Source organism: Marinobacter sp. G11, from assembly GCF_021282325.1.
GTDB lineage: Bacteria > Pseudomonadota > Gammaproteobacteria > Pseudomonadales > Oleiphilaceae > Marinobacter > Marinobacter vinifirmus.
Window position 1 is genome coordinate 1 of record NZ_JAJSPB010000046.1, and the last position, 13794, is coordinate 13794.

Consider the following 13794-nt stretch of genomic DNA (forward strand, 5'->3'; position numbering starts at 1 on the left):
GTCCTGTGGGCTGCCGACGATACTGCTAAGGGGTTAGCTTGGGCTACCGCCGGCAGGAGCTTGTCTGGTCTCTTTGCTCGAATCAATGTTTTTGGTCTGGTGTTCACAGTACTTGAACTGGGCGGCACCTGGCTGTACAACCGCTATAATCTGAACGAGCGGGACAAGTGGCTGTTGAGTACGCCTTGGTCCCGAGAGCCGGCCCGCATACACAATGGTTCTTTGGCAGACTATGAGTCCGCTCTGGCAGGGTTGGGTAGCAGTGTGACCCTGCAACCGGGAGCCAACGACGACCAGTTAGTGCTGAACTGCCATTCCCTACCTGCGAGAGCGCTGGCAGAATCTCCCGAGAGTGCGCCGCGTTACCGTGTCTGGCTCTCTGCCTGGCGTGTTCATCCCGCCCGGACTAACAGATTCTTTGGCACCGCGGAGTCCTGGGAGCACTGTACGTACGAGATTCTCACCAGCCTGGACATCATCGAAGAGGTTGGGCACCTGCAGTTGGCATTCACCCGTCCCCAGCCCCAGATGTCAAAATACCGGGTGCTTTCGCGGGAGTTGGCCTTGCTTGTAAAGTTGGAAGCGCTCCAGCCGGAGGGGCACTATACCGAATCCGTTTACCTGTTGAAGGACGGACCGGACAGCGGGTATCCCGTTGTCCCCGTTCAAGAAGCCTCGAAAGGTGAGGTCATTTGGCGGCGTGTCACTGATCCTCTGATGGACATGGATATTTATTTATGAGTGAAACGCGAAATAATGGAGATCTGCAGCCCAAAGCGGGCGAAGCTGAGAGCTTTCCCAGTGGAAAGCTGACATTTTTGTCCCCAAGACCATTACCAACAGGTCTGCCGCCAGTTGACTACGGCCATGCGGTGGGAGAGGTTCAAGAGGGTTATCTGGATTTCGGGACAGGTCTGCCGCCGGTGTTTGGTTGGCAGGCAACGCTGGGTGTACCCTTTGGATCATTTATTCTGATGGCGGCTGGGTTCCCGCTTATAGCTTTCTTCGTGCTTTATTGGCTCGGGAATGGTTGGGAAGATGGAGTCCATGCGCTACGTGGGGTGTCTGATTATGGCTTCCCGATTGCTGTTGGAGGGAGCTGTTTTTTCTTATTATTCGGCCTGGCCATCAGGATCAACCAGCACCTGAAATACAAAACGGTCACCCCCACACGCTTCAACCGCCAGCGCCGTGAGGTTTGCTTTGTGCCCCAGAATGAGCAAAACCCCATCTTCGTTCCTTGGGAAGAGCTGGTTGCCTGGGTCACTGAGGCTCAGGGCGTGACGGAATACGGGGTACAACGCCAGTACGGTTTCGGTATCGGCTTTTACCATCCAGACACCGGAAAAAAATACACACTGGAATTTCAGACCTACGGGCTGCCCCAGGCGATCAGCAACTGGGAAGTGATTCGTGCTTACATGGAATTTGAAGTCCATACACTGAAGGAAATTCAGGATCCTCTGGACTTGCAGGGGCCTGATGATCCCCCATGGGAAGGTGTACACGTCTTCCGCAATGCCCGCAAACGACTCCATGATGAATACCGTGAAGGCAAGCGAGGTGTTTTTTATCTGGTTGGATGGTACCTGTACCACCTGATGACCTTCTGGACCCTCCCGAACCGGTTGGTGGAGTGGGAGGTCAGAAAGATCCGGCGTATGAACCAGAAAGCTCTGCCAGAGGCCATGGCCGCGTGGAGCAAGCCGCTGCCCGAAGGCCAGTGGGCCCGCCCAAGTGAGGAACTGAGGCGCCAAAGCCGGCGCGTTCTGGAGCTTCGAAAGGCGAACCCGAATAGACCGGTTACGGAAATCTTTGCTCAGGTGACCGCTGAGTGCGAACCCCAGAGCGTTATGCAGGCATGAGGAAGGTCGCCGGGTGAGTCAGAATCCAAACAAACTTAGCTCTTACAATCGCGGAAGGCGGGAGGGTCATATTCCTTTCATTCCCGAACCTGTGACAAGCAGAAGGCGCTTTGGGCAAGATCTACAACCTGTTGGCGATTATGCAGACGTTCAGCCTTCTACCGGCTGATGTTCGTGCATCGTTACACCCAGAAGCAATTCAACAAAACCTCCCTGAGCAACATTGAGGCGGAGAAAACAGAGGTGCTGGCGCTGTGGGATATGTTGCAACGCTACATGGACGTCACCCAGCCCCTGCCAGACATGCCCCGGTTGGAGCCGTTTCGCCACCTGGACCCGGTGACCGCCAAGTACGACCAGACTACTAGCCGTAACCCCCGCTACTGGCGAGACCTCGATCTGGAGGACTGGCAGAAGGGAGTGGGTGCGGGGCTGTTGAGAAAGCAGCGGCAGTACGCTTGGGGCCGCAGGCAATGCAGAGTCACTCCGCAATTGGGCAGTGTGAATATGCCCACCTATCGCCAAAGTCGACCGGAAACAGCCTGTGTCGTGTAAGGCCCTCACTTCCGGTTGTGGTGGGAGTTCGAATAGTTTCTTGTGCCCACGGAGGAATATTTTTGGCTGAAACCCAACCAGGTCAGCGGATGAATGCACAACAGCCCGTGTCCTGTTTTTCAGACACTGCATTTCGGGCAACTGATATTGGCCCATTGCCGAAACCGCCCGAGGAGCGAGCTCGAATTGGAGAAGAGCTCCAGCCCATCGGCAGCTATGCGCTCACTATCCCCTACCAGGGAACTGTTAATGACATTGAGTCACTTCAGGATCATGAAAAGCAGGATCCTCAGTTCTGTTCAAAAGACTGGTGGTGGAACCACCAACGCATTCGGTTTCTGAATGAGAAGCTTGGGTTTAAACTTTTACTGTTAATCGTTCCTTTTGTCTGGATCTTGACGCTGGTTATCGGTGGGATGGCCTTAATCGGATGGGGTGTGCTCACGATTGCCGGTGTGTATGACCTACCAGGCCTCCTTGTAGGTATTTTAGGTTTGATACTCGTACCAGGATGGATGTTGATCACGTTTTGGATCGCGAGGCCAACCACAAACTGGCTCATGAGCACCGGCATGGGTTTCATCCTTAAACCCTTCGAAAAAGCCATCAACAAAAGGCTGGACAAGACCCTTGCAGACGGTTGCAGCGAATTCAACCGAATCACCGGCCAAGTTCGGCTGGCCATGGGAGGAGGGCGCTTTTTCCAGGCGCCGTTTGTCGAGTTTGATGCCTACGTCGACCGTGTTATCCAACAAAGCGGTGTCTTCTACCGTCTGATTCTGGTGCATCGTTACACCCAGAAGTCCTTTCATAGGATGGCGTTCAGCTCCATCGAATCCAGCAAATCAGAGGTGCTCGCCACCTGGGACATGCTGCAGACCTACATGGATGTAACGCAACCCTTGCCCGATACCCCGCGCCTGGAGCCCTTTCGGCATCTGGATCCGATAACTGCAGAACACGACAAGAAAACTGGGCGAAATCCGAGATATTGGCGCGATTTGGATCTGGAAGCCTGGAAAGAGGGTGAAGGCTGGACTGAGGTTCATCGACGTCAGGAGAGTTATCCTTGGGGTGAGAGAACCTGCAAGCTCACCCCGCAACTGGGCAAGATCTCGATGGGTGAATACAGAAAACTGCGCCCGGCTGATGCCTGGCCGATTTGATACCTTGGCCTCTTCCCACAATTTGAGGGGGTAGCAGCTGGGGTGTGGGCCTCGGGCCTGTCGCTATTGCGCAGGCCAATCCCCCGGCACCACAAACCACCGCTCCCTCTCAACCCAACACCCAAGCCCCGGCTGCCACTCCACCCGCGCAAACAACACCGGCACGCCCTTAGCCTCCACAAACTCCAGCGCCTCCCGGGCAGCTCGAACATCAGGCTGCTCAACCTGCCTCCAGGGGCCGATCCAATGAGGCTTCTTCAATGGCACCCAGCTGGTCAGGTCGGAGTTCTCCAACTCGCGGGCATAGCACCAGCGCCCTTGCAAATGCTCCGTCGGCACGTAATCCGGCAGTTCCACTCGATCACCGGGATAGAACAGGTAACCCGGCATAAACACTTTCGGGGTAATGGCCTCTGAAATCCCCAGCTCTGCCAGCAACGCCTGAGCCTCCACCCGCTGCGCCATGGGGCTTTGGTGGTTCAGTATTCGGTCTGCTTTCAGGTCCAGCCGGTCCTTTGCGTTGGGGCCGTACCATCGGGTGCCGGTTTCGCCTTCGTTCACGCCCAGATAGTATTTAATGGCGATCTCGTGGTGTTCCAGGCAACCGGTCTGGCGGTTACGCACTACGAAGTCCAGCTCGCCAATGGTTCGATTATCGGCTTTGATTTGCTGGTTCTTCAGTAATAGCTCCCACCCCAGCAATTCTTTCAGAAGCACTTCATACAAACGTTCAAAGTAATGGCCTAACCGGCGCTCTGCGGGCTGGGCTAGCCTTGCGGGCATGGCTTCCGGTTGTTGGTCCCAGTGCTGCAATATTTCCAGGTAGTTGTCAGGTAACCATTGCGGCGGATAGAAAGACACAGGGGCTTCGAGCAACTGCGGTGCAGAGCACAGCCACGCCAGGTGGCGCACGGCCGGTGTCTGAAAGGTGAGTGGGGTTTCGGTATCTGCGTTTGTCGTCATGGCCCGAGAATAACGTAAACTGTGGTGGTTTAAGAGCCATTAAATTCAGGAGCCAACCATGCAATACCTGCATACGATGATTCGAGTCAGCAATCTTGACGACACCCTCCATTTCTTCTGCGACCTGCTGGGTATGGTGGAAATCTCCCGTAAAGACAGCGAGCAGGGCCGCTTTACCCTGGTGTTCCTGGCCGCTCAGGAAGACGAAGCCCGTGCCCGGGAAAATCAGGCACCGATGGTAGAGTTGACCTACAACTGGGATCCGGAGGAATACACCGGCGGCCGTAATTTCGGGCACCTGGCATTCCGGGTGGAGAACATCTACGAGCTGTGCGAAAAGCTCCAGGCCAATGGCGTAACCATCAATCGCCCGCCCCGTGATGGTCACATGGCCTTTATCCGCACGCCGGATAATATCTCCATTGAGCTGTTGCAGAAAGGTGACGCACTGGAGCCCCAGGAGCCCTGGGCCAGCATGGGTAACACCGGTACCTGGTAAGCAGTGTTGTGAGACGCAGTTCACACTTTTGACGCCGCCCCCGGGCGGCGTTACCAAAGCCTGTTCATATAGCGCCCGCTTATCATTTGTTGACTTTTGCACCTTCGGGTACACAAACAACAACAAATGAGGTGGCCGTTATGTTCTCCAGAAATGCACTGGTAGCAGCCGTTGTCCTTGCCCTGGCCGGTTGCGGTGGTTCTGGTTCGGATTCCGCATCAGTGTCGTCCGGCACAGGTTCGGAAAATGCCCAACCCGCAAAACCCGGTGGCCCCAGAGCGCTGCCAGAGGGCGAAGGCGAAATCCGGGTGCTGTCTAACCGGGCAGACCTGATCAGTGGCGGTGACGCGCTGGTGGAGGTTGTGGCGGAAAACCTGCAGGATGCCCGGGTATTCCTGAATGATGAGGATATCACCGGGCAGTTTCAGGAAGCTGGAGAAGGTGCATGGCGTGGCCTGGTTAACGGCCTCAAGCTCGGCAGTAACACGCTGGAAGTGTTGCTGGAACGCGGCAAAAGCCGGATTGCCACCAGTATTACCAACCACCCCAAGGGTGGTCCGGTTTTCTCCGGCCCCCAGGTTCAGCCCTGGAACTGTACTAACGCGGCGGCAGTAGACGAGGCCTGCAATCAGTCACCGGAGTTCAGTTTTAAATACGTACCCGCAGAGCAACTCACCCGGCTGTTCACCGAATTTGACCCGGAGGATCCGGGCCTGCCGGATGCCTTCTTGCCATACGACCCTGAAAACCCGCCTGCCGATGAAGATATTGCCACTATCACCACTGATGAAGGCATGGAGTTGCCGTTCATTGTGCGGGTAGAGACGGGTGTGCTGAACCGCGACCGCTATCAGGTCATGTCACTCTATCAGCCCGGTGAGGAATGGACGGCACTGGCCCCCCAGGAGCAGTGGAACGGTAAGGTTCTGGTTCACCACGGTGGGAACGTGGGGGTGAGCTACGGCATGGGCAACCCTCCGAATGGCGATGTGTCGGGCCTGACCAACGGCAACGAGCTGTTGCTTGGCGACAGTATTTCAGTGGCCCTGGCCCGTGGCTTCGTTACCCTTTCCACTGCGCAGTCTAACCTGGGGCATAACGCTAACCTGGTGACGGCAGCTGAATCCCTGGTGATGGCCAAGGAGCATATCGTCGAGCAGTACGGGCCGATTCGCTACACCATCGGTACCGGTTGCTCCGGAGGCGCAATTGCCCAGCAACATGTTGCCAATGCCTATCCTGGGATCTATCAGGGCCTGATCGTGCAGTGCTCTTATCCGGATGTCTGGACAACCGCTACCCAGTTTGCGGATTACAACCTGATCAGCAATTACCTTGGCTTGCAGGCACCGGAAAGCCCTGAGGATGCCCCGGGGTTCTTTGAAGGGTTGCTGAACAATGGCCTGCTGCCTACTCAGTGGCCGTTTTTGTATGGTCACTTGCCCATCAATCCGGTGGTTTCGGACCAGGCATTTTTCCCCGCCGCGTACCCGGATCAGGAGGATTGTCCGAAACTGCCTGATGGCGTTGAGGTGTATCACCCGGAAGAGCGGCCGGGCGGTCTTCGCTGCGGCTTGATCGATTACATGAAGAGTCAGTTTGGTGAGCGGTCTCCGGAAGTCTGGTCGCCAAATGAGCAGCTGCTGGGGTATGGCTTTGGCGGCATCCCATTGGATAACGAGGGCGTACAGTATGGCCTTCGGGCGCTTCAGGAGGGATTGATCAATGGGCAGCAATTCCTGGACCTAAACCGTGAAATCGGTGGTTTCAACGTTGATATCGATTACCAGCCCGGGCGCACCCGCGGTGACTTGCAAGCGATCACCAATGCCTACCGGACCGGCGCGATCAACACCGGGGAAAACTTCGAAGGCGTGCCGATTATTGACCTGCGTGGGCCGGATCCCGGTTTAGCCCACGATGCCTACCACTCCTGGCAGACCCGGGCCCGTATAGAGGCAGTGCAGGGGCACTCCCTCAACCATGTGATCTGGTACGGTGCTTTCCCCATTGCCGGTGATACGGTGTTTACCACGGAAGCACTCCTGGTGATGGACCAGTGGCTGGCGGGTATAGAACAGGATGAACAGGGTGGCGAGTTGCCGGAAAAACTGGTTCGAAACCGCCCGGATACTGCCCGGGATCGTTGTCTCTCTTTGTCTGGAGTAACGGCTGACTCCGGTCTGGTGCTGCCGTTGACGGGCGGCTTGCTCTACCCGGATCCGGTAGTTCCGGGGCTGGAGTATTTGCCCACCTTGCCGCCGGAAGTCGGTCAGATTCTGGATGTTGCAACTGGCCAGGTGTGCGGTTTGGACCTGGGAGACCTTGGGTTGCCGCCCCTGGTGACCGATCTTCTGGCACCGATTACCGAGCCCGTCGTTGAGTTGCAGGCGTTGCTGGTGCAAACCCGCTTCGGCACCCCGCGCACCGTTGCCGGCGATGATATCCGTACCCTGAACAACAAGTGTCCGCTGAAACCGGTCGATCCGGCCGATTACCCTGTCAATCTGACAACCGGAGTGCTGAATTCTGAAAACTTCGCCAGGCGCGTGGCAGAGATCTTCCCCAACGGCGTTTGTGATTACAGCAAGCCGCCGGTAGGGCAGGTGCCTACGCAAGTCTGGTTGCAGTACGGCAACTCGGAGCAAGTTGTCTACGGAGGGGAGCCGTTACCTGAGTCGGAAACGGCCGTTAGCGGCTGGGCTTCGGATGCCTTTGAGGTCACCCTCTCGCAGTGAGATAGCCCGGAGCAACGACAAATCCTTGCGCCAGTCATCAAAACTGCCGGCTTGTCGTTGCTCCGGTTCTCCCGGGTCTCTAGAATTTGCGACCGTTTTCACAATCGCATCAGGATGATGCGCCTCTCATGACCAAGGAAGGAGTTGCCGAATGGATGATTGGCAAGCTTGCCTGTCTCCGGCCTGCCAGAGTGCATTGGTTCAGGCCCGGGACAGCGTCGACCGCCGCGGCGGTTCGGTAATCACTGCAGAAGATTTCCTGTTGGCGTTGCTGGACGCGATTCCGGACATCGCCCCGTTTCTCAAGCGCCAGGGTGTCGACCTGGACGAACTGGTGCGCACCATTCAGGGCGAACAGCCAATCGTTACCGAAGTCCGGGGTGATGGTGACCTGTCTTCCCAGCTGATTTACTGGATTTCCGGAGCCCGGGAGACTCATGGGGTGTCCTGGCTCGAGTGGCCACACCTGCTCAGGCAGTTGGCGTCGGGTGCTGAACGGCTGCAGGACAAAGCCTATGTGGCGGTGCTGGAACTGGTCAGCCACTGGCCGGCGCAGCATGAGGAACCACCGGCACCGGTTGTCGGCGTGGATCAGGACATTACTCCCTTAACTGTTACCGATCCGGCCTGGCTCGAGTTGGCAGAAGAAGTGGTGGTCATCACCGCAGCCAACTCCCGGGCGCTGATCTGGCTGAAGGGCGATGCCGGGACCGGTAAAACCAGTTGGTTGAGCGTGCTGAAGTCCATGCCCGGTTTTCTGTGGGTTCAGGTGGACCCCCGACGGCAGGCCGAGATTATGGCGTCAGACCAGCCAGTCGCACCAACAGCTGAAGCCGGCCCGCTACACTGGCCTGCCCTGGTACTGGACAACGTGTCTCCTGCCGGGTTGCTGGAGCTGATTCAGCAGCCGGATGGTGTGGTGCATGAGCTGGTTACTGGCTGGCAGGGCCCGGTGCTTCTGTTGTCTGAAGATAACGGCGATTCAGGTGCACCGGAGCGATTGGCTCAGTCGCTGGGCCGGGCCATCGATTCGCTTATGATGCCGGAGATGAGTGCAACCCAGCGCAAGGCCATCCTGATGGCGCACCAGCCGGCAATTGAGAAACGGTGGAACATCCAGCTGTCTTCGGCAGCAGTAGACTATGCCAGCTCCCGGAACAGCAGGATGGTTGCGCGGCCCGGTGGCATGCTGGAGTGGGTGCGCCGGGCGGCAGCGCGGCTTGACCTGTTTGCCAGTCGGGGGCCACTGGGCGCCCTGGCGGTTGCAGGCCAGCAGGATGCGCTTCGGCGCCAGTCGTTGGTGGCGCTGGCGAGGGGGGATGATTGGGCGGTTTCCGATCAGGAACTGGCCCGGTTATCGATCCAGCAGGCGGCCGCCGAAGTCGGCTGGCATGAACGTCAGCGTTCTGGAACCCTGCGGCGCCTTCTGGCGGAAGATCTGCGTGAGGAACTCGAACGATGGGTTGCAGGCAAGCCCGGGCCGGTTCACTATGTGCTGCATTGTGAACAACAGCATGGAGAATCCTCGGGTGCAGGATCTGGAAATCTATATTCGTGACCTTGAGTCGGGCGCGGTGTCGCGCTGGCTGGAAGGCCAGCTTGACCAGTTACAGCTGGATGATTCTGACGTGTCATCGGTGGCGAAGGGTACGGCTTCCTTCAACGGCGCTCGCCTTCGCATCAGTTTGTACCCCGGTGCCTTTGGCAAACGATTTACCTCTCTGGTACTGGAAGGTGAAGACCTGCCCTGGAACAGTGATCTGGAATGCGCCCGAAGTGCCTGGCGGGCGATGGAGGGTGAGATCCGTTGCAGTCTGGGTGACTGGAAAGAAGGCGATCCGGTAGAGGATGAAAAGTGGTGGCGGTTGGATCACCGGGGTGAGCAGCAGGTGGTGTGGAACTGACGGTTTAACTACCCATATAACGCAAAAAGGCAGCCAACTGGCTGCCTTTTTGCTGTCTTCAGAGCAGAATTATTCGCTCAGGATAGACACGTTGTCGGCTTGCAGGCCTTTGTCAGCTTCAACCACGTTGAAGCGAACCAGCTGGCCCTGGCGCAGAACACGACGGCCACGGCCACGGATGGCGCGGAAATGTACGAAGATTTCGTCGCCACTGTCACGAACGATAAAGCCGAAGCCCTTCTTCACGTTGAACCATTTGACGGTGCCCTCTTCGTTGCCTTCCGGGGTGCTGTCGTCAAAATCGTCTTCGTCGTCATCGTAGGTGTTGGCAGGCTGGCTGGCACGGGCCGGACGGCTTTGGCTGCGGGCATTGTTTGCGGTTGCAGGCTGCTTGCCGGCCAGTGCAATTGCCAGGAAGCCGGCAACGGCGAAAAGAACGAAGGCAATGATGTAGGCGGCAATGCCACCGCTGGCGCCCAGGGCCTCAAGGCCTTCGCCAATGGCGAGCAGGCGCAGGGGGTCCGGAGTGGTGGTAAGCAGAAGGCCCAGTATAAACGGTGCCGGAATCGCGATCAGAACAGCAACGAGGATCGCCTTGGCTGGATTACGCATTGGCTGATTATTCTCCATGATTTTACAGTAACGATAAAAAGCCGGGCATCAGGTAACATGGCATGTCCGGCCGATGAGCGCCGCCTGGCCAGAAACCCGGCTGTGGCGGTAAAAGGCGGCATGATACCAGATTACTGAAAGGGCTGACCAAACCTCATGAGCAAAAACACCCTCGAAGACAGAATTGCGGAACTGGAAATGCGACTTGCGTTCCAGGATGACGTGATTAATACCCTGAGTGAGCAGGTGGCCAGGCAGGAAATGGATATTCGGGAGCTGTGGGATGCCAAGAAGACGCTGCACAAGCAGCTGAAGGATATTTCGCCGTCCAATATCCGGCCGGAGGAGCAGGAGGTGCCGCCTCCTCACTACTGATTCCGGAGTCGGCCGCCGGCTCTGGGGGGCGCCCCCGCTTGGCGTGTTTTAGCCACGAAATCCACGAAAAAACACGAACAAAGATTACTGACTAGAAACCTGAAATGTCTTTGTCTTTAATTTCGTGTTCTTTATTGGATTTCGTGGCGAAAAAAATCACCCCAGCAGTTCCACCAAGATCTGCTCATAAATCTCTGAAAGGGTATCCAGATCCTTGGCCTTCACGCATTCGTCCACTTTGTGGATTGTGGCGTTGATGGGGCCGAGTTCTACCACCTGGGCGCCGGTGGGGGCGATGAAGCGGCCGTCTGAGGTGCCACCGGAGGTGGAAAGCTCGGTTTCGCGGCCGGTGACGGTGCGGATGGCGTTCTGGCTGGCAGACACGAGGGCGCCTTTGTCGGTCAGGAAGGGCCGGCCGCTGAGGTGCCATTGCAGGTCGTACTTGAGGTTGTGGCGGTCCAGGATGGCCACGACACGCTCTTCCAGGCTTTCTGCGGTGTTCTCCGTGCAGTAGCGGAAGTTGAAGTGCACCAGGCATTCCCCGGGAATGATGTTGCTGCCAACACCGGACTCAATGCGGGTAATCTGGAACGTGGTCGGCGGGAAGAAATCGTTGCCGTTGTCCCAGAATTCCTTTGCCAGGGCATCCAGTGCCGGTGCCACGGTGTGCACCGGGTTTTCCGCCATGTGCGGGTAGGCTACGTGGCCCTGTACCCCGTGTACGGTCAGGTAGCCGTGCAGGGAGCCACGGCGACCGTTCTTGATGACGTCGCCCACCTGGTGCGTACTCGACGGCTCACCGATCAGGCACCAGTCTATTTTCTCGTTTCGGGCTTCCAGGGTTTCCACCACCTTTACCGTGCCATCCTGGGCCGGGCCTTCTTCGTCGCTGGTGATCAGCAACGCGATAGAGCCCCGGTGGTTCGGGTTGTTCGCTACAAAGCGTTCGCAGGCGGTTACGAAGGCGGCCAGGCTGCCTTTCATATCTGCAGCGCCTCGGCCGTACAGGTAACCGTCTTTGATCACCGGCTCAAACGGCGCGTGGGCCCAGTTCTTCTCCGGGCCGGTCGGAACCACATCGGTATGGCCGGCAAAGGCCAGCACAGGCCCCTCTGAACCCTTGCGGGCCCAGAGGTTGTCGGTGTCACCAAACCGCATGTTCTCGCCAGCAAAGCCCAGAGGTGCCAGGCGTGACATCATCAACTCCTGACAGCCAGCATCGTCTGGAGTGACCGACGGACGGCTGATGAGATCCATGGCGAGTTCGAGGGTGGGGGACAGTGACATTCGGTGGCCTTTGTGGTCCTGGGTTAAAGATTGTTTTTGCCACGGAATCCACGGAAAAACACGGAAGGAAAAGATGAAAAGATTTTTTGCCACGAAATCCACGAAAGAACACGAAATTAAAGATTAAAAGCTTTTGGATTTTCTAATCCGTCATCTTTGTTCGTGTTTTTTCGTGGATTTCGTGGCCAAACAGTCCTTATCTTTTCATTTTTCCGTGTCCTTCCGTGGATTCCGTGGCTAAAAAAACGCTTTTAGTTATTAGCGTGCAGTTCTTCGTTAAGCTCAATCGCGGTTTTGTTGGTTTTGCACTCCACCGCGCCGGTCAGGCTGTTGCGGCGGAACAGCAGGTCGTTTTTGCCGGCCAGGTCGCGGGCTTTGACGACTTCCACCAGATCGTTGTTGTCGTCCAGCAGGTTCACCTTGGTGCCGGCGGTGATGTACAGGCCTGCTTCAACCGTGCAGCGGTCGCCCAGCGGGATACCGATGCCGGCGTTGGCGCCCAGCAGGCAGTTTTCGCCGACGGAGATGATGATGTTACCGCCGCCAGACAGGGTGCCCATAGTGGAGCAGCCGCCACCCAGGTCGGAGCCCTTGCCGATGATCACGCCGGCGGAGATGCGGCCTTCGATCATGCTGGTGCCTTCGGTACCGGCGTTGAAGTTGATGAAACCTTCGTGCATGACGGTAGTGCCTTCGCCCACGTAGGCGCCCAGACGAACCCGGGATGTGTCGGCGATGCGCACGCCCTTGGGTACCACGTAGTCGGTCATCTGCGGGAACTTGTCTACAGATTTCACTTCCAGGGTGCGGCCTTCAATACGGGCTTGCAGCTGGCGCTCCGGCAGTTCGTTCAGGTCGATGGCACCTTCGTTGGTCCAGGCGAGGTTCGGCAGCAGGCCGAAAATGCCGTCCAGCTTCAGGGTGTGGGGCCTGGCCAGGCGATGGGAAATCAGGTGCAGCTTCAGGTAAACCTCGGGGGTGCTGGAGGCGGTGTCGTCTGTCGCCAGTACAGTAACCACCACCGGGCGCTTGCTGTTGGCAGCCTGCTCGGCCAGCCTGGCCTGCTCGGTCTGGCCCAGCTGGCGCAGGGCGTTAGCAAACTGGCTCAGCTGCTCGGCGCCGGCTTTGATGGCCTGGTTGCCGCCTTTGTAGTCCAGCGCGGTTTCAACCACGTCGATCAGGTCTTTGCCTGGGGTCATGATCGGCTGCTGGTAGTAAACCTCCAGCCACTCGCCCTGGTTGTTCTGGCTGCCGATGCCAATGCCGAATGCAAAACTCATCTGATCTGCTCCTGTACTAAAAATTTAAGAATGTATTCCGTGGCCGAAAAAAGTCAGTCAGTCCACGCAGCCCACTGGTCTGCGTTAAAGCCCACGCTGACCTCGTCGCCCCGCTCAACTACCGGGCGTTTGATGATGGAGGTGTTCTCCAGCATGATCTGGTGGGCACTTTGGGCGCTAATGGTATCACGAACCTCGTCGGGAAGTTTCCGCCAGGTGGTGCCGCGTTTGTTGATCAGCGCTTCCCAGCCAACGGCCTGTTCCCAATGGCTCAGCTTCTCGCTGGAGAGGCCGTCTTTCTTGAAGTCGTGGAACTCGTAGGCGATGCCGTTTTCGTCCAACCACCTGCGGGCTTTTTTGACGGTGTCGCAGTTTTTGATGCCGTACAGTTTCATGGTTTGGGGCCTTTTTTTGCCACGGAATCCATATATGGTCTCCTCCCCGCTTGCAAGGCCTCAGACGTTGTTGATGAGGGACAGGTTGCTGCCATATATCCGGCCTGTTAACGAGGCGGCGTTGCCGCCTCTGGCCTTGATGAGGATTCGCCGCG

13 protein-coding genes and 1 pseudogene are annotated in these 13794 nt (G+C 57.4%); 9 read left to right on the top strand and 5 right to left on the bottom strand.

All coding sequences use genetic code 11. The annotated features are described in order from the left end of the window. The 4 genes and pseudogenes from LWH94_RS17965 to LWH94_RS17980 form a co-directional block, all read left to right on the top strand. Positions 1-741, top strand: a pseudogene (locus LWH94_RS17965) (toxin VasX); the annotation flags it as partial. After that, the gene (locus LWH94_RS17970; RefSeq protein ID WP_232903145.1) at positions 738-1865 is read left to right on the top strand and encodes a hypothetical protein; all 1128 of its coding nucleotides are present in this window, start codon (positions 738-740) and stop codon (positions 1863-1865) included. The pseudogene LWH94_RS17965 and the gene LWH94_RS17970, both read left to right, overlap by 4 nt. Before the next feature lie 174 nt (positions 1866-2039). Then, entirely contained in the window at positions 2040-2420 is a 381-nt protein-coding gene (locus tag LWH94_RS17975) for a hypothetical protein (RefSeq protein ID WP_232903146.1), read from the top strand. A gap of 62 nt (positions 2421-2482) precedes the next feature. Continuing rightward, entirely contained in the window at positions 2483-3586 is a 1104-nt protein-coding gene (locus LWH94_RS17980; RefSeq protein ID WP_232903147.1) for a hypothetical protein, read from the top strand. Between the two features lie 63 nt (positions 3587-3649). On the opposite strand, the gene LWH94_RS17985 is transcribed toward LWH94_RS17980, so the two are convergent. Then, positions 3650-4549, bottom strand: a complete 900-nt coding sequence (locus LWH94_RS17985; protein ID WP_232903148.1) for a DUF1853 family protein — start codon at positions 4547-4549, stop codon at positions 3650-3652. 58 nt (positions 4550-4607) lie between these two features. Between LWH94_RS17985 and LWH94_RS17990 the strand changes: the two genes are divergently transcribed. From LWH94_RS17990 to LWH94_RS18005, 4 genes are all read left to right on the top strand, one after another. Continuing rightward, a complete protein-coding gene (locus tag LWH94_RS17990; RefSeq protein WP_232903149.1) occupies positions 4608-5048 on the top strand; it encodes a VOC family protein in 441 nt (146 codons plus the stop codon). Between the two features lie 140 nt (positions 5049-5188). Continuing rightward, the gene (locus LWH94_RS17995) at positions 5189-7786 is read left to right on the top strand and encodes a DUF6351 family protein (RefSeq protein ID WP_232903150.1); all 2598 of its coding nucleotides are present in this window, start codon (positions 5189-5191) and stop codon (positions 7784-7786) included. A gap of 151 nt (positions 7787-7937) precedes the next feature. Further along, complete coding sequence (locus LWH94_RS18000; RefSeq protein WP_232903151.1) at positions 7938-9344, top strand: hypothetical protein; 1407 nt, start codon at positions 7938-7940, stop codon at positions 9342-9344. Next, complete coding sequence (locus LWH94_RS18005; RefSeq protein WP_022989854.1) at positions 9316-9690, top strand: hypothetical protein; 375 nt, start codon at positions 9316-9318, stop codon at positions 9688-9690. Before LWH94_RS18000 ends, LWH94_RS18005 begins: the two co-directional genes overlap by 29 nt. A 69-nt stretch (positions 9691-9759) precedes the next feature. On the opposite strand, the gene LWH94_RS19485 is transcribed toward LWH94_RS18005, so the two are convergent. Continuing rightward, positions 9760-10302, bottom strand: a complete 543-nt coding sequence (locus LWH94_RS19485) for a cold-shock protein (RefSeq protein WP_058340195.1) — start codon at positions 10300-10302, stop codon at positions 9760-9762. Positions 10303-10458: 156 nt separating this feature from the next. Here LWH94_RS19485 and LWH94_RS18015 point away from each other — a divergent pair, with 156 nt between their 5' ends. Further along, positions 10459-10677, top strand: a complete 219-nt coding sequence (locus LWH94_RS18015) for a SlyX family protein (protein WP_022989856.1) — start codon at positions 10459-10461, stop codon at positions 10675-10677. A 156-nt stretch (positions 10678-10833) separates the two neighbouring features. Here LWH94_RS18015 and dapE read toward each other — a convergent pair whose 3' ends face one another. The 3 genes from dapE to LWH94_RS18030 all read right to left on the bottom strand — a co-directional run bounded on the left by dapE (position 10834) and on the right by LWH94_RS18030 (position 13639). Beyond that, complete coding sequence (dapE, locus tag LWH94_RS18020) at positions 10834-11964, bottom strand: succinyl-diaminopimelate desuccinylase (RefSeq protein WP_232903152.1); 1131 nt, start codon at positions 11962-11964, stop codon at positions 10834-10836. A 251-nt stretch (positions 11965-12215) separates the two neighbouring features. After that, positions 12216-13244 (bottom strand): 2,3,4,5-tetrahydropyridine-2,6-dicarboxylate N-succinyltransferase, encoded by a 1029-nt coding sequence (gene dapD, locus LWH94_RS18025; RefSeq protein ID WP_232903153.1) that lies wholly within the window; start codon positions 13242-13244, stop codon positions 12216-12218. 53 nt (positions 13245-13297) lie between these two features. After that, on the bottom strand, positions 13298-13639 hold the full coding sequence (locus tag LWH94_RS18030) for an ArsC family reductase (protein ID WP_232903154.1): 342 nt from the start codon (positions 13637-13639) through the stop codon (positions 13298-13300). Positions 13640-13794: the final 155 nt, after the last annotated feature.